Annotated in this window: 29 protein-coding genes; all 29 read right to left on the reverse strand. The window is 29.2% G+C overall.

The window, feature by feature from the left end:
• Positions 1-197 (reverse strand): flagellin N-terminal helical domain-containing protein (locus BUB01_RS01175; RefSeq protein WP_479723182.1); only part of this gene is annotated, 197 nt, incomplete at its 3' end.
• Between the two features lie 379 nt (positions 198-576).
• Positions 577-918 carry a hypothetical protein gene (locus tag BUB01_RS01180; RefSeq protein ID WP_072984443.1) on the reverse strand — a complete coding sequence of 114 codons (342 nt, stop codon included), beginning with the start codon at positions 916-918 and terminating at the stop codon, positions 577-579.
• 7 nt (positions 919-925) lie between these two features.
• Positions 926-2,410, reverse strand: a complete 1,485-nt coding sequence (gene fliD, locus BUB01_RS01185) for a flagellar filament capping protein FliD (RefSeq protein WP_072984445.1) — start codon at positions 2,408-2,410, stop codon at positions 926-928.
• Between the two features lie 121 nt (positions 2,411-2,531).
• Positions 2,532-2,936: a flagellar export chaperone FliS gene (fliS, locus tag BUB01_RS01190; RefSeq protein ID WP_072984447.1), complete on the reverse strand. Its 405-nt coding sequence runs from the start codon at positions 2,934-2,936 to the stop codon at positions 2,532-2,534.
• A gap of 108 nt (positions 2,937-3,044) precedes the next feature.
• Positions 3,045-3,380: a flagellar protein FlaG gene (locus BUB01_RS01195; RefSeq protein WP_072984449.1), complete on the reverse strand. Its 336-nt coding sequence runs from the start codon at positions 3,378-3,380 to the stop codon at positions 3,045-3,047.
• Between the two features lie 36 nt (positions 3,381-3,416).
• Complete coding sequence (csrA, locus tag BUB01_RS01200; protein ID WP_072984451.1) at positions 3,417-3,632, reverse strand: carbon storage regulator CsrA; 216 nt, start codon at positions 3,630-3,632, stop codon at positions 3,417-3,419.
• 57 nt (positions 3,633-3,689) lie between these two features.
• Positions 3,690-4,136, reverse strand: coding sequence for a flagellar assembly protein FliW (gene fliW, locus BUB01_RS01205; protein ID WP_072984453.1), 447 nt, complete (start codon positions 4,134-4,136; stop codon positions 3,690-3,692).
• 19 nt (positions 4,137-4,155) lie between these two features.
• Entirely contained in the window at positions 4,156-5,136 is a 981-nt protein-coding gene (flgL, locus tag BUB01_RS01210; protein WP_072984455.1) for a flagellar hook-associated protein FlgL, read from the reverse strand.
• A 16-nt stretch (positions 5,137-5,152) separates the two neighbouring features.
• A complete protein-coding gene (gene flgK / locus BUB01_RS01215; protein WP_072984457.1) occupies positions 5,153-6,907 on the reverse strand; it encodes a flagellar hook-associated protein FlgK in 1,755 nt (584 codons plus the stop codon).
• 470 nt (positions 6,908-7,377) lie between these two features.
• On the reverse strand, positions 7,378-7,719 hold the full coding sequence (locus BUB01_RS01220) for a hypothetical protein (RefSeq protein WP_072984459.1): 342 nt from the start codon (positions 7,717-7,719) through the stop codon (positions 7,378-7,380).
• 74 nt (positions 7,720-7,793) lie between these two features.
• Positions 7,794-8,183, reverse strand: a complete 390-nt coding sequence (gene fliS, locus BUB01_RS01225; RefSeq protein ID WP_072984461.1) for a flagellar export chaperone FliS — start codon at positions 8,181-8,183, stop codon at positions 7,794-7,796.
• A gap of 13 nt (positions 8,184-8,196) precedes the next feature.
• The gene (locus BUB01_RS01230) at positions 8,197-8,505 is read right to left on the reverse strand and encodes a hypothetical protein (protein WP_072984463.1); all 309 of its coding nucleotides are present in this window, start codon (positions 8,503-8,505) and stop codon (positions 8,197-8,199) included.
• 18 nt (positions 8,506-8,523) lie between these two features.
• Positions 8,524-8,886 carry a flagellar protein FlaG gene (locus BUB01_RS01235; RefSeq protein WP_072984465.1) on the reverse strand — a complete coding sequence of 121 codons (363 nt, stop codon included), beginning with the start codon at positions 8,884-8,886 and terminating at the stop codon, positions 8,524-8,526.
• 40 nt (positions 8,887-8,926) lie between these two features.
• Positions 8,927-9,142, reverse strand: coding sequence for a carbon storage regulator CsrA (gene csrA / locus BUB01_RS01240; protein WP_072984467.1), 216 nt, complete (start codon positions 9,140-9,142; stop codon positions 8,927-8,929).
• A 5-nt stretch (positions 9,143-9,147) separates the two neighbouring features.
• A complete protein-coding gene (gene fliW, locus BUB01_RS01245; protein ID WP_072984469.1) occupies positions 9,148-9,573 on the reverse strand; it encodes a flagellar assembly protein FliW in 426 nt (141 codons plus the stop codon).
• Between the two features lie 19 nt (positions 9,574-9,592).
• Entirely contained in the window at positions 9,593-10,558 is a 966-nt protein-coding gene (flgL, locus tag BUB01_RS01250; protein ID WP_072984471.1) for a flagellar hook-associated protein FlgL, read from the reverse strand.
• 27 nt (positions 10,559-10,585) lie between these two features.
• The gene (flgK, locus tag BUB01_RS01255) at positions 10,586-12,334 is read right to left on the reverse strand and encodes a flagellar hook-associated protein FlgK (protein ID WP_072984473.1); all 1,749 of its coding nucleotides are present in this window, start codon (positions 12,332-12,334) and stop codon (positions 10,586-10,588) included.
• A 399-nt stretch (positions 12,335-12,733) separates the two neighbouring features.
• Positions 12,734-13,141: a flagellar protein FlgN gene (locus BUB01_RS01260; protein ID WP_072984475.1), complete on the reverse strand. Its 408-nt coding sequence runs from the start codon at positions 13,139-13,141 to the stop codon at positions 12,734-12,736.
• Positions 13,141-13,419, reverse strand: a complete 279-nt coding sequence (gene flgM, locus BUB01_RS01265; RefSeq protein WP_072984477.1) for a flagellar biosynthesis anti-sigma factor FlgM — start codon at positions 13,417-13,419, stop codon at positions 13,141-13,143. Before flgM ends, BUB01_RS01260 begins: the two co-directional genes overlap by 1 nt.
• A 192-nt stretch (positions 13,420-13,611) precedes the next feature.
• Positions 13,612-14,739 carry a flagellar motor switch phosphatase FliY gene (gene fliY / locus BUB01_RS01270; RefSeq protein ID WP_072984479.1) on the reverse strand — a complete coding sequence of 376 codons (1,128 nt, stop codon included), beginning with the start codon at positions 14,737-14,739 and terminating at the stop codon, positions 13,612-13,614.
• On the reverse strand, positions 14,732-15,727 hold the full coding sequence (gene fliM / locus BUB01_RS01275) for a flagellar motor switch protein FliM (protein WP_072984481.1): 996 nt from the start codon (positions 15,725-15,727) through the stop codon (positions 14,732-14,734). The genes fliY and fliM overlap by 8 nt, the downstream gene beginning before the upstream one ends.
• An 18-nt stretch (positions 15,728-15,745) precedes the next feature.
• Complete coding sequence (locus BUB01_RS01280) at positions 15,746-16,147, reverse strand: chemotaxis protein CheW (protein WP_072984483.1); 402 nt, start codon at positions 16,145-16,147, stop codon at positions 15,746-15,748.
• 21 nt (positions 16,148-16,168) lie between these two features.
• On the reverse strand, positions 16,169-16,528 hold the full coding sequence (locus BUB01_RS01285) for a response regulator (protein WP_072984485.1): 360 nt from the start codon (positions 16,526-16,528) through the stop codon (positions 16,169-16,171).
• A gap of 16 nt (positions 16,529-16,544) precedes the next feature.
• On the reverse strand, positions 16,545-17,147 hold the full coding sequence (locus tag BUB01_RS01290) for a chemotaxis protein CheC (protein WP_072984487.1): 603 nt from the start codon (positions 17,145-17,147) through the stop codon (positions 16,545-16,547).
• 27 nt (positions 17,148-17,174) lie between these two features.
• A complete protein-coding gene (locus tag BUB01_RS01295; protein WP_072984489.1) occupies positions 17,175-19,202 on the reverse strand; it encodes a chemotaxis protein CheA in 2,028 nt (675 codons plus the stop codon).
• A gap of 13 nt (positions 19,203-19,215) precedes the next feature.
• Positions 19,216-19,986, reverse strand: coding sequence for a CheR family methyltransferase (locus tag BUB01_RS01300; protein ID WP_072984491.1), 771 nt, complete (start codon positions 19,984-19,986; stop codon positions 19,216-19,218).
• Between the two features lie 11 nt (positions 19,987-19,997).
• Entirely contained in the window at positions 19,998-21,029 is a 1,032-nt protein-coding gene (locus tag BUB01_RS01305; RefSeq protein ID WP_423231118.1) for a protein-glutamate methylesterase/protein-glutamine glutaminase, read from the reverse strand.
• Positions 21,030-21,061: 32 nt separating this feature from the next.
• Positions 21,062-21,547 (reverse strand): chemotaxis protein CheD, encoded by a 486-nt coding sequence (locus BUB01_RS01310; protein WP_072984495.1) that lies wholly within the window; start codon positions 21,545-21,547, stop codon positions 21,062-21,064.
• A 9-nt stretch (positions 21,548-21,556) separates the two neighbouring features.
• Entirely contained in the window at positions 21,557-22,006 is a 450-nt protein-coding gene (locus tag BUB01_RS01315) for a chemotaxis protein CheW (protein WP_072984497.1), read from the reverse strand.
• Between the last annotated feature and the right edge of the window lie 2 nt (positions 22,007-22,008).

Raw genomic sequence — 22,008 nt, forward strand, 5'->3', positions numbered from 1 at the left:
GCATTTCTTGATGCTTGTTGAAGACCTCTAATTTGGCCTCTCATTTTTTCTGATATTGCAAGACCTGCTGCGTCATCTCCAGCTTTGTTTATTCTTAAACCTGAGCTTAATTTTTCAATTGACTTCCCTGCAGCAACGTTATTTGCTTCCATTTGTCTTGATGCATTCATTGCATTCATATTGTGATTGATTATCATAATAAATTCCTCCTTGAATTTTAACTTTTTCGGCATCCTTGCCTTTTTTTATTTTTATTAAAAGATTAATATACCTTGTCCCTTTTTCCAAAATCATCTAATTAACAAGATTCCTATTCTCCCTCTATTCACTCACCGCCCCCTCATTATATCCTTCAACTACTTTTAATTATTTAAGTTTTATATTGGTTATGTTTATTTTTCGACTTTTTTCGATATAACTTTAGTACTTTTTAAAAAAGTTTTTAGTATTTTTTATTTAAATTGTTTTTTTACCTAATATTATTTCATTAATAATGTTTTTTTTCATTATAATACCAATTTCTTTTTAAAATTTTTCTAAATAGCCATAGCAAATATTTTATAATTTTTAATAATCTTATATTTTTGTATTAAAAAAATTAACCTTCATACTTGCATTATTGTAATTATTTTGCATTTTTTTTATTTTATTTATTTTATCTAGTTCATTCTTAGCTTCATTTCTTTTAATAATAGTAGTTTCATATAAACTATTATCTATAGCCTCAATTTCTAGTTTTTTAATAAGCTCTATAAATTCATTCTTATCAAAATCAAAATTGTCTATTTCCTTTTGAATATCACCTTTTCGTTGAAGACCCTTATCTAAAGATTCAATCTTATCATTAGATAAATCTTCTATTAATTTTAATGATATATTTTTATATTCAATCAATAATTCTTCTATTTTATTATTCATTTAGCACCTACCCAAATTGTTTAGAAAAATAATCTTTTTGTGATTGCATTTTACTCATAGCCTGTTCAAATGCAGCAAATTTACTATAATAAGCTTGTTCTCTATCACTCAAATTTGCTATCATATCATCTATCTTACTTTGTTGTTCATTAATACTTTTAGTTAAATCATTAGAATAAAAAGACACTGTTCCTTCATAACCAGCTTTTTGCAAAAGTGGAGATGCTGATGAGCCTGCCACATTATAAAAAGTATCCTTCAATGATTGAAAAGCACCTGTATTTGTATCTGTCAATAAATTTTTTACCTTGTCCCCATTTTCAGTTAATGCTGTTGACAATTTATCTTCATCTAATACAAGCTTTCCTTTTTGCGTTTTGTAATCTGGGTCAAGTGATAAACCAATATCACCAAACGAACCTAAAGTACTTCCTATTTTTGTAGAAAATGCATTAGTAACATCTTCTATTATTTTGCTTAAAGTAGGATCATTTCTAAGCTGACCTTGTTTAACTTTATCATTCCAAAGTGCTATATCAGAATCCTTCATTGAAGATTTTTGATCATCAGTCAAAGGCTTGTACGATCTATTTAATTTCTCGGAAAGCTTTGTTGATATTTTGTCTATCAAAGCATTATAATCTGTAACAAAACTTTTTATATTATTTATAGCTGCACTAGTATCCTTTTTACCTGTTAGAAGTGTTGGCGAATTTAAATCAGATGATACTCCATTCAAAGTATATTCAACACCATCTATAGCAAATATATTTGATGAATATTCTTTAGTAGCAGTGTTTCCTGAAGGATCCTTTATTGTTACCTTCGAATTTTGTCCAGCAGTAAATGCAGCTGTCGTACCTTTAAAATACATATTGCCAACATTACCCAAACTATTTCTTTGAATACTTACACTATTTCCAAGTTCACTATATTTTACAGAAACATCTATTTTGGTAGTATGTGATGGATCGCTATTGTATGCTGATATTTTAGAATTTATAGCATTTGTAATATCTGTACTAGAAGTAAGTCCAGTGAAATCTACATCTATTTGCGGTGCTGAAGGATCATCAGAAAATTTAAAATTTAATACACCAGCATTACTTAAATCAGTTAAGGGTATATTTAACTTATCTGGAGTTGCTAATCTCTCTACTGTAGCTTGGTAAGTTCCTGTACTTGCTCCAACTCTTCCTTTTGCTGTGATAACACCTTCATTACTACTTGTATAAGTTACTGTTTGGTAGTTTTGACTTTTTAAAATATTAGTACTTGAATTTGAACTTGATGCAATATCAAAATATTTTGAATATAAATTTTTTATATCCTTAGTTATATCTCTATACATATCTTGCTTTACTTGTAATAAATCCCTGTCCTGTTTTGCACTATCTACCTTTGCTTGATAAGGTGCCATCATTTGCTTTACAGCTGCATCTGTATCTATTCCACTACCACTTAATCCACTGACTCTCATCGGACTTATCATATATATCACCTCTTTACTTTTTTCTTGCTCTTAGATTACTTAGTTTACATGATATTAAACATATCTAAACTTTTCTATAACTTATATATCTTCCATTAACTCTTATTATTAAATCTATCTTTTACATCACCTCTTTACTTTTGCTACCTTGTCTTTTGGCTATTTCATTTGCTTGATACCAAGTACTTCTAACCTCTTCTATAAGAGGAATTACTGCATCTAATATCTTTAAGTCTTTTTTTATGTTAGCTTTCATAAGCTCTGAATTAATAAATTCATATACTTTATACATATTAATAGCCCATTCACCAGCTTTTTTATCTAGAGTTACCATAAGCTCACTAAATATATCCTGAGTTCTAACTAATGCCTCATGTGATTTTTTTACATCATTATCTACTATACCTTGTCTTCCTATTTTAACGAATTTAACAGCTCCATCTACTAACATTAAAAGTAGTTGCTCTCTAGATGCGTAAGTTACGCTATTATTTTTATATGTGCTATATCCATTAGTTTGGTACATTATTTAACTCCCCCTAAATTTCCCTTTTGTAATTTTTTAAGAATTTCGCAATAATATTTTTTATAAGAATATTATCCATTTTCTTTTTTTATATTAATTATTCTCGATTTAAGCCTTTTTGTCTAAAATTATTCCTGCATCTTCACAAAGTTTTGCAACTAAATCTAATATTTTTTTAGACGGAACTTCCATAACAACTTCATTGGTATCATCATTTATAATTTTTATCATTATATCACCAAGTTTTTCATGTACTGAATATTCCGCATGAGTTTTTTCCTCCACAAGAAATTTATCTAATTCTTTTATAGCTTTTTTTATTTTTTCTATAGAATATTTTTCCTCTTCTAAAGCATCCTTTTTATCAACTTTCGGTACTTCTTTCAATTTTATATAATTATCCAACTCTGCCTTATTTCCCTGGCTAACATTATTAACCTCCATGTTTTTCACTCCTGTTTATAGTATCATAATAACAAATTATTTAATTAATTTATTAAGTGCCTCGAGTGATATAAAAACAGCTTCTTTATTTTCATCTTGCACTTCTTTTAAAAGTTCTTTTCTAAGTATTTTAACTTCCTTAGGTGCATTTATAGCTAGCTTCACACTACCATTTTCCAATTTTACAACTGAAACTTCTATATTATCGCCAATTACTATTCCTTCTCCTTGTTTTCTTGTTACTATTAACATCTAAATCACTCCTTAAGTGAAAATCCAAATCTTGGATTTGGTTGTTTGAACTTACTCCTATGAATGCATATGAGTAGGAGTTTCTTTAATCAAAGGATGCTTAACCTTATAATTTTCATTATTTAAAATTAATTGTTCCCCTAAATTATTATTAATATTTATTATTAATGGAGCTCTTAAATTTGTAGTAATTTTTTTAATATCTGTGCTCAATGTTACTGTATTATAAATAAGCACATCCTCTGGTTTATCTATTTCTAGATTTTTTATGACATCATCAGGAATATTTACCTCATAATCATTAATTACATTGAATGGAGAAGTTAATATGAAACCTAAAGCTTCATCTTCTAAAGAATGTAATAATTTGAATTGTTCATTATCTTTTATATTTACTAATATGAACTTTGTTAACCCCTCGAAACCTGGAATTCCTTTATTAAAAGTCATAATATCTTTTTCTGTATATTCTAAATTCCCATGATATAAACTATTAAAATTCATAACTTAACCCTCCTAAATCTTATCTTAAATAATCCATAAGCGTTGGCTGAATCACCTTTGCTGATGTTTGAAGCGATGCTGTATATACCGTCTGCATAGTTGAGTACTCCATCATTTTTTGAGTTATATCTATATCTTCTGTTTTAGATAAAATATCAGTCATATTGAAATTTTCATCTTCATTCTTACTTTGAGCTGCTTCCATTCTATTTTGCTTTGCTCCAACTTCTGCTCTCACCTTTAAAAGGTTGGACATAACTGTAGTTATATCAGTTAAATTATCCCCTGTTAATTTATCTTTATTCGCTTTATCATCACTATCTAAATTTTCAACAATATGCTTAAGTAAATCACTAACATTGTTATCTGTACCTTTAAAATTTAAAACATCAGTTGCTGTTACATTATATTCCATAGTAACACCTTGAGATATTTCTACTTTTATTTTTTGACCAATCATATTCATTTGATTTGCTGAATCAGCATCTTTGCTTGGATCAAGTACATTGCCTTCTTTATCACTGTAAGCAAGAATACTATTACCATTTGCATCTGTATAAGTTGTTAATGGTTTAGAGCTTGCTTTTGTACCACCAAATATATAACTACCATCAAAATTAGTATTTAATACTTGTGACAATTCTTGAACTTTTTGATTAAATTCATCCTTTATAGCTTTTCTTTCATCAGAGCCATAAGCCGCATTTCCAGCTGATATTAGAAGTTCTCTCATTCTTTGAAATACATTTGTAGCTTGTCCAAGTGCTGTATCTGTAGAATCTAAATTATTTAAAGTATCTTTTATATTTTCATTGTATTGTTTGTTCTCTGCAATATCACTATGAAGTTGCATACTTCTAGCAACCTTGAAAGGATTATCTGAAGGTTTTCTTATTTCCTTTCCTGATGATAATTGACTTTGCAAAGTTTGAATATTATTTAAGTTTGTTCTCATATCTCTTAAAAAATTATTTGAAAGCATTTTATTCGTTACTCTCATAACCACACCTCTTTATCTATTTCTTAAGTCCATTTACTACGACATCTAAAAGCTGATCAACTGTTGATATTACCTTTGCATTTGCTCCATAAGCATGTTGAAATTGAACTAAATTTGCCATTTCTTCATCTAATGAAACCCCTGAAACTGATTCTTTAGAATTATTTATATCATCTAATAAATAAGTTTGATTATCAACGTTTCTTTTAGCTTCTTGAGCCTGTATTCCTAATCTATCTACAGTATCTTTAAAATATCCATCTAACGTTGTACCATTTATATCATTTTTTACATTTAAATTACTACTATCTAAAGGTGCTATAGTTGCTCTTGTGCTTGTACTATCTATATTCTGAATTTTTATCAAACCATTTCTAAGTTGAGCTATAGCTACTGCTCTAGCATTATCTTTATCTCCATCTTGAGTATTTTGTGATGGCAAATCATATTGATCATCATGGGTTTTAGTTTTAATCTTCATAACATCACTAAGAATTTCTTTATTTATACTTATATTCTCTGCTGTAATCTCATTCTCGTTGTTAGAAGAAAGATCTAATTCACTTGCGTCGTTATAGGTTGCGGTCTTTCCATTAACAAAAAACGGTAACTTATCATCTGCGGCATCTTGCTTACCTGAATGTATAGCATTTACAGTAAATGCTATAGCCTTTGCTACATTATTTAATTGTTCTTTATATTTACCTATATCTTCTTGTATAGAACTATTTCCTTTTAAAGAACCACTTTGAGGTGTGAAAGCTCTAAGTTGAGAAAATTTTATAGTATCGCCATCATTTATTTCGGCACCATCACCTTTAATAGCTATTCCATTTTTATCTCCCCATAGAACCCTACCTTGTTGTAATTGATTAATTTGATCTTCAGTAGCATCTTCTAATATTAATGTTTTTTTATTTTTATCACTAGCCATATTACCAAGCGCATAATATGTTACCTTGTAACTCCCATCACTTTGCTTCTCTATATTGTTTATATATGAAAATCTTGTATAATCCGAATTTCCATCTGCTTGTACAAGATTAGGTGATATCATACCAGTTGTATCAGTAGGCCTTAAATCTATCCCTTCAAAATTTTTCTTATCAACAACTATATTAAAATTTGAACTTAACTTATCAAGTAATAAATCCCTTTTATCCATTAAGTCATTAGGTTGATTTCCTGATACTTTAACACTCATAATCTCTTGGTTTAATTCATTTATTTGATCAAGACTAGAATTTATATCTATAACACTATTTTGAATCATACTTTGAGCATCTTTTTGTAAATCATCAAATCTTCTATAAGTATTATTTAAAGCATCCGTCAACGCTAAAGTTTGTTGAGCAACTACTGTTCTATTATTTGAACTTTGGGGTTGTTTTGAAAGTTCTTGCCAAGAATCAAAAAACTTTCCCATAAGAGTTGATATCCCAGTATCTGATGGCTCATTTAATATTCCTTCAATTTGACTTAAATACGAGCTTCTAGTGTCATATTGTCCTAAAACGGCTGTTTGATTTCTAACCTGATAATCTAAAAAGCTATCTCTTATTCTTTCTATACTTTGTATTTGAGATCCTGTACCTACTTGTCCAGCACTTCCTACCACTGTATAAGGTGCATTTGTAACAGCATTAGCTCTTTGTTTTGAGTAACCTTCTGTATTAGCATTTGATATATTATGTGATGTGACATCAATGCTTTTTTGAGCTGTATACAATCCACTTTTTCCTATATTCAAAGTTGCAAATAATCCTGACATATCTTATACCTCTCTTATCTAAAAACTTTTTATATTAGTAAAATCATTTATCTAAACCTTTAACTATAAAAATTATTATTTTAGTAGGTTACCGTTCCCCATACATTTTAATTATTTTTATAATTTTTTAGATCCTTATTAATAAGATTAAATATCCCTTAAGTATATTCCGTTCTATTAAATGCATTTACTCTAGTTATATTTATTATTCGACAATTTTCTATTCTACTTTAGAGTTAATTACAATATTTCTAATATTTTTTTAAATTTAATTATCGTTTTCCATAAAAAATAGTTAAAATGATTAAATTTTCTTGTGCGCCCGTGCTCTTCCAAATTGTCAGGAATTTATATAGTTTAACTTTAGTTTTAAAAATATAAATATTTTTCCTTATTTGCAAAACAAAAAAGGTGTAAATCAAAATTCAATTTGATTTACACCCTTTTGTTATTTTATAATAATATCATTTTTATATCTCTGCATTAAAAAAACTAATTGTTTTATTAGCAGTATTATAATTATTTCTCATTTGTCTCGTTTTATTTATCTTAGTTAGTTCATCTTTAGCTTCATTTCTCTTTATCATGGTAATTTCATATAATTTATTATTTATAGTTTCAAGTTCTAAGTTCTTACTTAATTCTATAAATTTATCTTTACTAAAATTCAACCCATCTATTTCTTGTTGAATAGCATCTTTTCTTTCAAGACCCTGTTCTAAAAACTCATACTTATCTTGATTTAAATCTTCTATTAACTTTAAAGATATATTCCTATATTCTATTAAAAGTTCTTCTAACAAATTATCCATTAAATCCACCCCATTCATTTTACAAAACAAAATTTTCATTTTTTGTTTCATAAAGGAATCAAAGTTCTGTATTCTTATTTTTTTGATTGCACTTTACTAGCCTCATTTGCCTCATGCCAAGTATCTCTAATTTCTTCTATAAGAGGAATTACACCATCTAATATCTTTAAGTCCTTTTTCATATTAGCTTTTAAAAGTTCTGAGTTAATAAATTCATATACTTTATAAAGATTAACAGCCCATTCACCTGCACTTGTATCTAAACTTACCATAAGTTCCGTAAATATATCCTGAGTTCTAACTAATGCATCATGTGCTTTTTTTATATCCTTATCTATTATAGCTTGTTTACCTATTTTAGAAAATTTAACAGCTCCATCTACTAGCATTAAAAGTAATTGATCTTTAGATGCATAGTTTACACTATTAGTTTTATATACATTATATCCATTAGTTTGATACATTATTTAAATCCTCCTATTTTTTGGTGTCTATGAATATGCCTCTTTTAACTTTTTCTTCATACTCATATTGTTCCATTTCGCCTTCTACCTCTATAGTTTTTCCTTTTATAGCATCTACTGTAACCCTATATTTATCAACAAGCTCTTTAAACTCCTCGTGTTTCTCTTTATCCTTATGATTAGGAGTATTTTCATTTTTTCTTTCTTTATAGCCATTATTATAAATACTAATCTCTAGTTTTCTGTGTATTTTTCCATCCTTAGTTTTATCTTGAAGCTTTCTTCTCAAATCAGTATCTATTTTATTTAATCTAAATTCCATAGCACTTCTCCTATACTCCTAAGCCTTTTTATCAAATATTACACCTGCAGCTTCACATAATTTCGCAACTAAATCTAATATTTTCTTTGGTGGTACTTCCATAATAACTTTTTTTGTGTTATCATCTATAATTTTTATCATTATGTCGCCAAATTTTTCATGCACCGAATATTCGGCATGAGTATTATCATCTTCAAGAAGTTTATTTAATTTTTCTAAAGATTTTTTTATTTGCTTTTCTGAATAATCATCTTTCTTATTGTTTATAGTAGCTGTTTCTTCCCTTACTTTTTCTGTATCATCAACTTTTTGTACTTCTTGTATTCTTATATAATTATCTAAATCAGCCTTATTTCCCTGGCTAACACTTTTAACATCCATGTTTTTCACCCCTGTATTGATACTTTAATATTTATAAAACTTATTTTATTAATTTATTAAATGCCTCAAGCGATACAAAAGCTGCCTCTTTATTTTCATCTTGTATTTCTTTTAAAAGTTCTTTTCTAAGTATTTTAACTTCCTTAGGTGCATTTATAGCTAATTTCACACTTCCATTATCTAACTTAATAACTGAAATTTCAATATTATCTCCAATAACTATTCCTTCGCCTTGTTTTCTTGTTACTATCAGCATTTAAATCACTCCTTAATTAAGGGATGTTTAACTTTATAATTTTCATTGTTTAAAATTAACTGTTCCCCCAAATTATTGTTAATATTTATTATTAATGGAGCTCTTAAATTTGTAGTGATTTTTTTCGAATCTTCATTCAAGGTCACTGTATTATAAATTAATACTTCTTCTGGTTTAGATATAGATAATCTTTCTATAATATCTTCTGGAATGTCTATCTCATAATCCTTAATTACACTAAATGGCGAAACAACTATAAAACCTAATGCTTCATCTTCTAAAGAATGTAATAATTTAAACTCCTCAGTTTCACTTATATTTACTAATGTAAATTTTTTCAATCCTTCGAGCCCTGGAATTCCTCTATTAAACATTATTACATCTTTTTCCGTATATTCTAAAATCCCATGATATAAACTTTTAAAATTCATAATTTATTCCTCCTATATATTATCTTAAATAATCCATAAGAGTTGGTTGAATTACTTTTGCCGAAGTTTGAAGAGATGCTGTATAAACTGTTTGCATAGTTGAATATTCCATTATTTTTTGAGTTATATCTATATCTTCTGTCTTAGATAAGATATCTGTCATATTAAAATTTTCGTCTTCATTTTTACTTTGAGCTGCTTCCATTCTATTTTGCTTTGCTCCAACTTCTGCTCTTACCTTTAAAAGATTTGACATTGTACTAGTTATATCTTTTAAGTTTTCGCCAACAAGCTTACTTTTAGCGTCTGGAGTATCTGAATCAAAATTTTTTACTATATCTGATAACATTTTAGTGACATCTACAACTTTTCCTTTATCATCTTTAAACTCAAATATTTCATTTGATGTTACATTATACTCCATTGTAACACCTTGCGAAATTTCAACCTTCATTTTTGCTTTCATCATATTAATTTCTTCTGGCGTTGCATCATTTCCTTCTTTTCCACTATATTTAATTACACTATTTCCATTTTCATAATCAACTTTTAATGGCTTAGATGTAGATTTTGTTCCACCAAATATATATGAACCATCAAAATTAGTATTAAGCACTTGTGTTAGTTCCTCTACCTTTTGATTAAATTCATCTTTTATTGCTTTTCTTTCATCTGAACCATAAGCTGCATTTCCTGCTGACACTAAAAGCTCTCTCATTCTTTGAAATACACTAGTAGCTTGTCCAAGTGATGTATCTGTTGCATCTAAATTATTTAAGGTGTCCTTTATATTTTCGTTATATTGTTTATTTTCTGTAATATCACTATGTAATTGCATACTTCTTGCAACTTTAAAAGGATTATCTGAAGGTCTTCTTATTTCTTTTCCTGATGATAATTGACCTTGAAGAGTTTGTATATTATTTAGGTTTGTCCTCATATCTCTTAAAAAATTATTTGAAAGCATTTTATTTGTTACTCTCATTATATCACCTCTTTATCTATTTATTTCTTATCTCTTAAGCCCATTTACTACAACATCTAAAAGCTGATCTACTGTTGCTATAATCTTCGCATTAGCTCCATAAGCATGTTGATATTGAACTAAATTAGCCATTTCTTCATCTAATGAAACCCCTGAAACTTTTTCTCTTGAATTACTTATATCATCTAATAAATAAACCTGATTATTAACCATTCTTTTAGCTTCTTGTCCTTGTACTGCAAGTCTATCTATAGTGTCTTTAAAATATCCATCTAAAGTCATACCATTTATATCATTTTTTATAGTTAAATTTGAACCATCAGTTTCAACAAATCCTTTTATCAAATCTGATCTACTAGTTTTATCATCTATATCTTGCATTTTTATTAAACTCTTTCGTAATTGAGCTATAGCAAGTGCTCTAGAATTTTCTTTTTCTCCATCAGTATCATTTTTCTTTGTTCTAATCTTCATAACATCACTAAGAATTTCTTGATTTATAGTTATGTTTTCTGCTGTAATTTCATCTTCTTTATTTGATGTAAGATCTAATTGTTTTTGATCATCATATTTGCAAGTTTTACCGTTAACGAAAAGTGGCATTTTATCATCTGCTACGTTATTAGTACCTGAATGTATTGCATTAACTGTGAATGCTATTGCTTTTGCTATCTTATTAAGTTGCTCTTTATATTTTTCTATATCATTTTGTATAGAGCTATCTCCTTTTAAAGAACCTGATTTTGGTTTAAAAGCTCTAAGTTCTGAGTACTTTATAGTCTCTCCATCCTCTATTGGCGCACCGTCACCCTTTATAGCAATTCCCTTTGATGATCCCCACAATACTCTTGTTTGTTTTAATTCCTTTACTTGAGCTTCTGTTACATCTGTAAGCTTTAAAGTCTTTTGGCTACTACTATTTGTCATATTTCCAAGAGCTGAATACGTTACTATATAAGTTTTTCCACTAGCATCACTTGGATCTTTTTCTACACTATTTATATAGGAGAATCTAGCATAATCTTGATTTCCATCTGCAACTACAAGTTCCGGAGCTTTCATTCCGTCTATATCACCTGGTTTTACATCAACGCCTTCAAAATTCTTTTTATCTACTACTATATTAAAATTTTGGCTTAACTTATCTAATAACAAATCTCTTTTATCCATCAAATCATTAGGAGCATTTCCTGATACTTTGACAGTCATTATTTCTTTATTTAATTCGTTTACCTGGTCAAGTATAGAGTTCACATCAACAACTGTATTTTTTATCATACTTTCAGCATCTTTTTGTAAATCATTAAATCTTTTATATGTATGATTTAATGCATCTGTTAATGCTAATGTTTGTTGAGCCACTACAGTTCTGTTGTTTGAACTTTGTGGTTGCTTTGAAAGTTCTTGCCACGAATCAAAAAACTTCCCTATAAGAGTCGATATACCATTATCTGATGGTTCACTCATTATACTTTCAATTTGATTTAAATATGAGCTTCTAGTATCATATTGTCCTAAAACAGTAGTTTCATTTCTAACTTGAAAATCTAAAAAAGTATCTCTTATTCTTTCTATAGCTTGTACTTGCGCACCCATTCCTATTTGTCCTACTGTTCCAGGTTGACCAAAAGGCGTATTAGTTACAGTTTTAGCTCTTTGTCTTGTGTACCCCTCTGTATTTGCATTAGCTATATTATGTGATGTTACATCTATATTTCTCTGAGCTGTAAACATTCCACTTCTTCCTATATTTAAAGTTGCAAATAATCCTGACATTTTTTCACCCTTCCTTTTCACACTATTATATATTATATATAATATGTCTATATTTGTTAATATAAATAATCATTATACAATTTAATTATTAAGTATAAAAATGTTTTATCATTTTTTATTTCTTTATTAGCATTTGTTTATTTAATTCATTATATTATTAAAAAAATTTTTAATATACTTTTTATAAATTATGGCTCTTTTATAATACTTACTTCAAACTTAGGATTTTAAGGAAAAAAATTTTTACAAAAAAAATTAAATTATATTCTAATTTAATTTTTTGTCTTTATCTTGTATCTGCTATATGTAATTTATGATAATAGCTTATCAAGCACATCTTATTATACTTAAATGTGCTTGATAGCCTAATTTTCCAATAAACACATTCTAAAATTTATTTTACTTAAATTTACCATAAGAGTTATATGTCTTAACTTCTCTATTTGGATTCAAAAAAGTTAAAAGTTGATTTGTATAGCTTAGTTGTTGTTTTATTAGCATATCATTGCTTTCTTTTTGTAATACAACTTCTTCAACCGTTTTCTTTATCTCTCTATAACTTTTTTCTAATTCCTCATCTTCCAATTCATATATAGCTTCTTTTATAGTTTTACCATTTAGAATTTTTCTTCTTTCAACTTCTAATTGTGCTACTTCTTTATTAGAGTTTTTAATTTTTTCAACTATAGCATCTAAAGCAAATACATCATTTTTAGTTATATAAACCATTTGTTCATCTAATAGCTTTAGAAGTTCTATTAATGCTAATCTTTCATTATCAATTACTTCTTTTAGCTTTTCTTTCATTAAACTCTTCTCCCTCTCATTGTATCAATTAAAGCCTTGGCTGTTAAGGTAGAATCTACTTTGTATGTTCCATTTTGCACTTGCTGTCTTAATTCTTCTATCCTTTTATTATTTGCTACATTTGGTTCCTCAATACCATAACTCATAAGCACTTTTCCTACATTTGATATTTCTACACTGTCTCTTTTTGATACTTCTTTAGCATTTCCTACTTTATTTGTATTTCTATTATATAGGTTTATAACATTAGAAGTACCTCCTATTCCTCTGATATTCATTTTATTCCCCCCAAACTTTTTTCTCTCTTGGTTTATTATCGTACTATCTTCTATTTAATTTAGCACTTTTACATAAGAGTTGTATAAATTCTTATATATTTTTTCTAGTTTAAGAAATTTATATTAAATTTGCAAAAACTTAAAAAAAGATTAGATATTTTATATACCTAATCTTTTTTAACTTTTGAAAAATTATCTTAAACTTTTGATTCTTTCTGCTCCACTTATTATGCTACTGATTCTAACTCCAAAGTTTTCATCAACAACAACAACCTCACCTAATGCAACTCTTTTTCCATTAACTAATATTTCAACTGGTTCATCAGCTAATTTCTCTAATTCTATAAGAGATCCATTACTTAGATTTAAAATATCTTTTATATTCTTTTTACATCTTCCAAGAACTACAGATATTTCTAGTGGTACATCTAATATTAAATCTATATTTCTATGAGCAGGAGTACCATTTGAACTGTTTAAACTTTCAAAAGCTACTTCATGAACCTCAACAGGTGGTCTTGCAGGTTCTTTTGCCACTGGTCTTTCATAAGATGGCTCTGGAGCTCTAGGAGCTTCAACCGGTTTTGCTTTAACAGGTTCTTTAACAGTTTCTTTTGGAGTAACCTCTTCTTTTGGTTCTTCTCCCATCATAATAGAAACTATAGTTTTAGCAGTTTTAACAGGTAAAATCTGCATTATATTACTATCTACAAGGCTTCCTATTGTCATAGTAAATGATACTTTTACTATTTGGTCATCCTCACTAATATCTTGAGCTAATGGATCATCATTTGCATCCTCCCAAGTTTTTGATAAAGGCGGAGAAATATTTACTTCTCTAGCAAGCATTGTAGCCATAGATGTAGCCGCTGAACCCATCATTTGATTCATCGCTTCTTGAACAGCACTAATTTCAATTTCTGAAAGTTCTTGATTTACAGCTGTCCCATCGCCACCCATCATAAGGTTTGCTATAACAGCCGCATCCTTAACTTGCATAACCAATATGTTTTGACCACTTATACCCGAAGTATATTCTATTTCTAAAACTATGTTCGGTACATGAAAATCTCTTTTCAATTCTTTTAATGTTGTAACACTTACTACTGGTGTAGTTATGTTAACTGATTGATTTATTATTTGAGAAAGAGCAGTTGAGGCTGACCCCATAGATATGTTCCCAATTTCACCTAATAAATCTTTATCTAAATCTGTTATAATAGCTTCCTCATTTACCTCTTGCGTTTGAGGCTCTGTAGATGTTGAGTTGCCATTTAATAATGAATCTATTTCTTCTTGTGAAAGAAACCCATTACTCATAATTATCCACATCCTTATCTATAATATCTAGTATGGCCACTCCCATGTTCTTACCTACTACACCAGGTTTTGCAAAATAACACTCCTCATTTTCTATTATAACTTTTACAGGACTGTTATACCTTTCATCAAGTTTAATTACATCCCCAGTATTTAATCTTAAGAAATCCTCTACACTTACATGGGTTTTTCCAAGTTCTACAGCAAGATCTACCTCTACTGAATCCAAACTCTTCTTCATTTTTTCCTTAGATTCATCTAATGCGCTATCATTATCTGGCTGGAACCAATATTGAACCACTAGTTTGTCTATTACTTTTTCTATGCTCAAATATGGAATACACAGGTTAATAAATGTGGTAGTTTTTCCAAGCTCTACCGACAACGTAATAAGAGCCACTGGCTCATTAGGAGCCAGTGTTTGATTTATTGCTGGGTTAGTTTCTATGGTTTCTAACTCTGGAACTACTTCCAAAACATCTTCCCAAGCTAACTTCATATTTGCAATAATTCCAGAAGCTATTTGTCTTATTATGTTTTTGTCTATATCAGTAAACTCCTTATTTACATGCCTCCTATCCCCAGTTCCTCCAAGTAATATATCTATAACTTGAAAAGTAAATTGCGGATTTAATTCCAATAAAACAGAACCATTTAAAGGCGGCATTTTAAATACTGTTAAAACTGTTGGATTAGGTATGGAGTGTATAAACTCCTCATAAGTTAACTGCTCCAGCGTTTCAATTTTAACCTTTGTATTTTTTCTAATCTGACCTGTTAGGTAATTAGAAGTAATTCTTGCAAAGTTATCATGAATAAGTTCTAGTGTTCTTATATGCTCCTTAGAGAACTTTTGAGGAGTTTTAAAGTCATATTTTTTTACTTTTTGTTTCTCCTCTTCCTTTTGAACTTCTTCAGGTTTTAAATCTCCAGCAGATAAGGCAGATAACAAGGCGTCTATCTCATTTTGCGATAATACATCTGCCATACATTTCCCTCATTTCCTCTAATTTAATAATAACTTATCGATATCTACTAATGTCACAATTCTATCGTCTAAATTTACTATTCCTTTTATACAAGCTTGAGCTTTATCTCCGTCAAGTTTCTGAATGTCTTTTTCTTCTACTTCTAGAACCTCATCTACTTGATTTACTGATACACCTACAAGTTCATCTTCAACCTTTAGTATAATGACATTAGTCTTGTCATTGTTTCCATGTGATACATTTAAAAGTAAATTAATATCCATAAGAGATATTATACTTCCTCTTAAATTTATAAGTCCTTCTATATGACTTGGGGAGTTAGGAACTGTTGTAACTTTCATCATATCTGCAATGCTTTGAACTCTTGAGGTTTCAACAGCAAACTGCTCATCTCCTAGTCTAAAAACAACTATTTGCATGAAAATTCCACCCCTTTCTTATTAACCAAGTGCTTTTCTTATAGCTTCTAAAACTCTATCTGCTTGGAAAGGCTTAACTATAAAATCTTTTGCTCCTGCTCTTATGGCATCCATAACCATTGATTGTTGGCCCATGGCACTACACATAATTACCTTTGCTGCTGGATCTGAAGCTTTTATCGCTTTAACAGCTTCTATTCCATCCATATCTGGCATTGTTATATCCATAGTAACAATATCTGGTTTTTCCTTTTCATAAAGCTCTACTGCTTTTATTCCATTACTAGCTTCTCCTACGATTTCAAAACCATTTTTCTCCAAAATGTCCTTTATCATCATTCTCATGAAAGCTGCGTCATCTACAATTAATACTCTAGCCATTTGTACATACCCCCATCTAAATTACACCTATCGAATTTAATATTTTTTCTAACGAACCAGCTCTTGGAAGATAGTAGAAATATCCACCTAGATTTTTAGCATCTTCACTTTTTAGTGTAGTTTCTATTTCTAAAATCTCATCTGAAAATTCAGCTGACTCTATAAACGTTGTTGATAGGATGGCACCCATCATATCATATGCCACTGCTGGTACAGAAGGCATTATCGAAAGTTTTGTTAAGTTCGCTATAGCGTTCATATATGAAGCAGAAATTACATTTCCTATTTCACACAGAACTGAAGATCCCATTTCAGTAATATTATCTTCTCTCATACCTGTCAACTGTTCTATTATATCAAAAGCTACAGTTTTTTCAAATACAAAAAGTATATTTCCTGGTGTATCTCCTAAAACTCTGACAAGAACACCTGCCACTATATCTTCTTTAGCAATTAATCCATATATATCAGAAAAATTAATTATTTTTACTGATGGAACAGTCATATCTACTTTTCTATTTAGCATTTGTGATAGTGCTGTTGCTGCATTTCCAGCACCTATATTAGATACTTCCTTAATTGCATCAAGTTCCACTTCATTTAATTTTGAATAATTCATAATATCATCTCCGCACCTTTACTAAAATTATATTAATGCAGCTATATCAAGAATTAATGTTACTAGCCCATTACCTAAGATAGTTGCACCGATGTATTCTTTTGAGCCTTGAAGAGTTTTTCCTAGTGGCTTTATAACAACTTCTTGTTGGCCTAGTAATGAATCTACTAAAATACCAACTTCTTTATTACCAACCTTAACTATTATAATAAAGTTTTTACCAGTGCGTTCTCCACCTATATTTAGTCTTTCTCTAAGTCTTACTAACGGAATTACATTTTCCCTATAAACTATAACTTCTTTTCCATTTGTCTTCTTTATTCTTTCTTCATTATAGTCTATTACTCTGTCTATAAATCCTAGAGAAATTGCAAATGTTTCTTCAGCAACATTTACAAGTAATGCTTGAATTATTTGTAAAGTTAAAGGTAGCTTTATTATAAAAGCTGATCCTTTTCCAAGCTCACTAACTAAATCTACAGTTCCACCAAGTGCTGCTATTTTTGTTTTAACAACATCCATACCAACACCTCTACCTGAGATATCAGTTACTACTTCATTTGTACTAAAGCCTTGTGAAAAGATTAGATTTTTTATTTCGTCATCCGACATTCCTTCAGTACTAATACCGACTCTTTCAGCTTTAGCTTTTACTTTCTCAACATTAACTCCAGCTCCATCATCTTCAACCTTTATTACCGCTTTTGTTCCTTCTTGGTATGCAGTAAGTTTAATAGTTCCAACAGGTGTTTTACCATTTTCCACTCTGTCTTCAGCACTTTCAACACCATGGTCTGCTGCATTTCTAAGTAAATGTATAAGTGGTTCTCCAATTTCATCAATTACAGTTCTATCAAGTTCTGTATCTTGACCTTCAATAATAAAGTTAATTTCTTTATTAAGTTCTACTGATAAATCTCTAATCATTCTTGGGAACCTATTAAACACAATGTCAAGTGGTAACATTCTTATCTTCATTACTAAATCTTGAAGATCTGATGTAGTTCTTGCAACCTGTTCCAGTGTTTCATTTAAATCAGTTGATCTGTATTGTGAACTTATTTGTTCAAGTCTAGTTCTATGAATAACTAGCTCTGACACCATATTCATAAGTTTATCTAACCTATCTAAATCAACTCTTACAGATTGATGTGCTTTTTTATGTTCTTTAACAACCGGCTTTTGTCTTACAGGTTGAACTGCTTCTTTTGGTTCAACTTTTTTTACTTTTTCTTCTTGTTTAACATTTTTAGTTATTTCTGGTGCTTTTTGTTTATTTGAATTATCGTCTTCATTATTTACATCGACCTCTGAGACCAAAACTTTATTAACTTCTGAAATATTTACTATTATATTTTTAAGTTCATCAACTGTTAATTGAGTTAAAACCACTATTTCAAGTGCAAAATCAAAATTTTCACCTTCTATATCTTCTGTAGTTGGATAAGATTTTATTATTTCACCAATATCCTCAATTTCTTTAAATATTAAAAAGGCTCTTGCTGATTTCAGAAGTGTATTTGGACTTAGTTCTATAGATGCACTTAAAGCTCTATAACCTTTATCTTTAGCTTGTTTTATTACACTTATATCATATTGGTTTAGTTTTAATAAAGAAAAATTATTATCAATGTCTTTATTGCCTAAAGTTACTTCTTCTTTAACTTCTTCCTTTTCTCCTGAAGCAACTCCTTCTAAAGCTGATATTATATTAGTGATTTCAATAGAATCTTCAACACCTTCAGATATATTATTAACCATCTTTTCTAGAGTATCCAAACAATCAAACAAAACAGTTACAACACTCTGTGTTACTTTTAATTCTCCTTCTCTAAATTTTGAAAGAACATCCTCCATCTTATGGGTAAGTTCTGCCATCTCATTAAAGCCCATTGTTGCTGCCATTCCTTTGATTGTATGTGCAACTCTAAATATCTCGTTTAATTTATCTACATCTTCTGGTTGTTGTTCTAAATATAATAATGCCTCATTTAAAGTTTGTAAATTATCAATAGATTCTTCCAAGAACATTGATAAATATTGTGATGTATCCATTTACTTATCCTCCTTATAGCTTGCTATAAATGAATGTAGATTTCTTTTCAAATCCAAATTCTTTATAGTTGTAAATACTTTCAGTAGCACCTACAAATAGTAGTCCTCCTGGCTTTAGTGCTTTACTAAACTTCTTATATATCTCATTTTTAACATCTGTGTTAAAATATATAACTACATTTCTACACAATATAATATCTAAATTACTTTCATAATTTTCTAATATAAGATCATGTTTTTTAAATGTAACCATATTTTTTATACCAGGATCTATTAAATATTTACTTCCTTCTACTTTAAAATACTTTTTCAAATTCTCCTGACTAACATTTTTCATTTCGTTATCTGTATATTCTCCAAGTTTAGCTTTACCTAATATAGTATTATCTATATCTGTTGCTAATATTTTGTGCATCACAGGACCTGTGGTATTATTCTTAAGAATCATAGCCACTGAATAAGGCTCACACCCTATAGAACATGCTGCACTCCATATTTTAAGGGGTTCCTTTTTAGTTAAATATGTAGTCTTCATAAGTTTTTCTAATTCGTCAAAAAGTTCAGGATTTCTAAAAAATTCAGTTACATTTATAGTTATGAAATCTAAAAATTTTTGCCTTTGCTCACCATCTGATTTTATTAGTTTTGTATATTCATCTAAAGATTTAACTCCAACCCTTGACATAAGACTTTCTATTCTACGATGTAATTGATTTGGTTTATATGCCGAAAGATTTATACCTATTTCTCTATAAACCCATTTTTCAAATTCTAAAAAATCCATTTTATTAACACCTACTTTTTCACCAATTTAATTATTGCTGTAGAAACATCATGTAATCCTATAACCTCGTCAACCTTACCGGTTTCAAAGCAAGCTTTTGGCATGCCATATATTGTACAAGTAGATTCATCTTCAGATATAGTATATCCACCAGCATCCTTAACTGTTTCTGTACCTTTAGCTCCATCTCTTCCCATACCAGTTAATACTACCGAAAGAAGATTACCTTTATAAACTTCAACTGCACTTATAAATAATTTATCAACAGCAGGTCTAACTCCCCATATAGCTGGTTCTTCATTTAAAGATATTTTTTTATCCTTTGAAATTTCCATATGGAATCCACCTGGTGCTATATAAACACAATTTTTTTCTATGTTTTGATTTTGAGCACCTTCTACTACCTTAAGCTTTGAATTGTTATTAAGTCTTTCTGCAAAAGCTTTTGTGAAACCTTTAGGCATATGCTGAACGACAAACACTGGAACTCCTAAATCTTCAGGAAGTGCTGTTATAACCTCATACAATGCTTTAGGGCCACCTGTTGATGCACCTATTAATACAGCTTCAAAGCGTTTATTACTAACAGCTCTATTTGGCATTTCTGTTTTCTTTCTTTCTGATATTATTGTTTTTTTTGGTATGATAAGAGGTTTTTTTATTTTAGAAACCATTCTTATTTTACTCACTAACTCAAATTTAACATTATTTATATCTAATGATATTGAACCTGATGGCTTTGCAAGAAATTCTGCTGCTCCTAAGTCTAAACATTCTAATGTTAAACTAGAAGACCTTGTAGTAAGAGAACTCAACATAATAACCTTAACTTCAGTTTGTTTTTCTTTTAATTTTCTAAGAGCTGTAATGCCATCCATTTTAGGCATCTCTACATCTAAAGTTATTATGTCAACCTTAATTTTATCTAATTTTGTTAAGAGTTCTTCTCCATCTCTAGCGACAGCAACTACTTCCATATCATTTTCTTCATTTATCATATCTGATATTATTTTTCTCATTAAGGCAGAATCATCCACCACCATAATTTTTAATTTTTCCAATTTCAATCACTCCACTACAGTTCTTTTACGCCCTGACCAACAATTCTTATTGTAACTCTCCCATCCTCCGCATCTAAAACCATAGTTCTTCCTTTATTACCTCCTACATCTTGAGCTTTAATAGGTATACTAAGAGTACCTAAAGCCCTTATTACTGCATCACTATTTCTTTTTCCTATATCACTTATCATGCTCTTATCGGAAAAATTAAACATTGATGCTCCTCCAGCTATTTTAGCAGTCATACTTCTTTTTGAAGAACCAAGCTTCTCCATTTCTGTAACTAACATTGGTATGGCTAGATCAGCAAATTTTAATGGGTTTGATACTTCTTTAAATTGAGTACTATCTGGTAGCATTATATGTGCAAGCCCTGCTATTTTTCTTACTTTATCATAAATTGCTATTCCTATACAAGATCCTAAACCTATTGTCATGATTTTTCCTGGAGCGTTTACTGTGTTTAAATCCGCTATTCCAACCCTTATTTCAGCATTCATATTCTACACCTAAAAAATTTTAGCCCTTTCCTCGTCATTAAGAAGTTTAGCTAAATCTAAAAGTATTATTATTTTACCTTCAAGTCTTATTAAACCTTTTATATATCTACTTGAAATATTCGCCTCTATAGCTTTTGGTTTTTCTACATCATCCTTGTTTACATCTCTAACTTCATAAACATTTTCAACTACAATTCCAAGCTTATCTCCACTTTCTTTAACAACTACAATTTTACTTTCATTAGTTATTTTAGATTCTGGAAAAGAAAACTTTTTAGCTAAATTTATTACTGGCAATATACTTTCTTCATAATTTATTACACCATCCATAAAAAAGGGAACCTCTGGAAGCGCTGTTGGAACTTCATATCCTAGTATTCTTTCTACCTCCATTATATCTGTAGCATAATTTTCTCCATTTAAACTAAATATAAGTATCTTTATTTCATTTACAGCCATTT

Source organism: Clostridium cavendishii DSM 21758 (genome assembly GCF_900141845.1).
In the GTDB taxonomy this organism is placed as follows: Bacteria; Bacillota; Clostridia; order Clostridiales; family Clostridiaceae; genus Clostridium_AG; species Clostridium_AG cavendishii.

Bases quoted from the DNA above. Each gene is read 5' to 3' on its own strand.
- BUB01_RS01285 (WP_072984485.1), bottom strand. From the start codon at position 16,528: ATGGCTAGAGTATTAATTGTAGATGACGCAGCTTTCATGAGAATGATG.
- flgK (WP_072984457.1), bottom strand. From the start codon at position 6,907: ATGTCAGGATTATTTGCAACTTTGAATATAGGAAAAAGTGGATTGTAT.
- flgM (WP_072984477.1), bottom strand. From the start codon at position 13,419: ATGAATATCAGAGGAATAGGAGGTACTTCTAATGTTATAAACCTATAT.
- fliS (WP_072984447.1), bottom strand. From the start codon at position 2,936: ATGTACCAAACTAATGGATATAGCACATATAAAAATAATAGCGTAACT.
- fliW (WP_072984453.1), bottom strand. From the start codon at position 4,136: ATGAATTTTAATAGTTTATATCATGGGAATTTAGAATATACAGAAAAA.
- BUB01_RS01290 (WP_072984487.1), bottom strand. From the start codon at position 17,147: ATGAATTATTCAAAATTAAATGAAGTGGAACTTGATGCAATTAAGGAA.
- BUB01_RS01280 (WP_072984483.1), bottom strand. From the start codon at position 16,147: ATGCAAATAGTTGTTTTTAGACTAGGAGATGAGCAGTTTGCTGTTGAA.
- BUB01_RS01260 (WP_072984475.1), bottom strand. From the start codon at position 13,141: ATGAAAGAAAAGCTAAAAGAAGTAATTGATAATGAAAGATTAGCATTA.
- BUB01_RS01300 (WP_072984491.1), bottom strand. From the start codon at position 19,986: ATGGATTTTTTAGAATTTGAAAAATGGGTTTATAGAGAAATAGGTATA.
- BUB01_RS01220 (WP_072984459.1), bottom strand. From the start codon at position 7,719: ATGGATAATTTGTTAGAAGAACTTTTAATAGAATATAGGAATATATCT.
- BUB01_RS01295 (WP_072984489.1), bottom strand. From the start codon at position 19,202: ATGGATACATCACAATATTTATCAATGTTCTTGGAAGAATCTATTGAT.
- fliM (WP_072984481.1), bottom strand. From the start codon at position 15,727: ATGGCAGATGTATTATCGCAAAATGAGATAGACGCCTTGTTATCTGCC.
- fliW (WP_072984469.1), bottom strand. From the start codon at position 9,573: ATGAATTTTAAAAGTTTATATCATGGGATTTTAGAATATACGGAAAAA.
- BUB01_RS01310 (WP_072984495.1), bottom strand. From the start codon at position 21,547: ATGAATGCTGAAATAAGGGTTGGAATAGCGGATTTAAACACAGTAAAC.
- fliY (WP_072984479.1), bottom strand. From the start codon at position 14,739: ATGAGTAATGGGTTTCTTTCACAAGAAGAAATAGATTCATTATTAAAT.
- flgL (WP_072984455.1), bottom strand. From the start codon at position 5,136: ATGAGAGTAACGAATAAAATGCTTTCAAATAATTTTTTAAGAGATATG.
- BUB01_RS01305 (WP_423231118.1), bottom strand. From the start codon at position 21,029: ATGGTGGTGGATGATTCTGCCTTAATGAGAAAAATAATATCAGATATG.
- BUB01_RS01315 (WP_072984497.1), bottom strand. From the start codon at position 22,006: ATGGCTGTAAATGAAATAAAGATACTTATATTTAGTTTAAATGGAGAA.
- fliS (WP_072984461.1), bottom strand. From the start codon at position 8,183: ATGTATCAAACTAATGGATATAATGTATATAAAACTAATAGTGTAAAC.
- BUB01_RS01180 (WP_072984443.1), bottom strand. From the start codon at position 918: ATGAATAATAAAATAGAAGAATTATTGATTGAATATAAAAATATATCA.
- BUB01_RS01230 (WP_072984463.1), bottom strand. From the start codon at position 8,505: ATGGAATTTAGATTAAATAAAATAGATACTGATTTGAGAAGAAAGCTT.
- BUB01_RS01195 (WP_072984449.1), bottom strand. From the start codon at position 3,380: ATGGAGGTTAATAATGTTAGCCAGGGAAATAAGGCAGAGTTGGATAAT.
- BUB01_RS01235 (WP_072984465.1), bottom strand. From the start codon at position 8,886: ATGGATGTTAAAAGTGTTAGCCAGGGAAATAAGGCTGATTTAGATAAT.
- csrA (WP_072984451.1), bottom strand. From the start codon at position 3,632: ATGTTAATAGTAACAAGAAAACAAGGAGAAGGAATAGTAATTGGCGAT.
- fliD (WP_072984445.1), bottom strand. From the start codon at position 2,410: ATGATAAGTCCGATGAGAGTCAGTGGATTAAGTGGTAGTGGAATAGAT.
- flgK (WP_072984473.1), bottom strand. From the start codon at position 12,334: ATGTCAGGATTATTTGCAACTTTAAATATAGGAAGAAGTGGAATGTTT.
- flgL (WP_072984471.1), bottom strand. From the start codon at position 10,558: ATGAGAGTAACAAATAAAATGCTTTCAAATAATTTTTTAAGAGATATG.
- csrA (WP_072984467.1), bottom strand. From the start codon at position 9,142: ATGCTGATAGTAACAAGAAAACAAGGCGAAGGAATAGTTATTGGAGAT.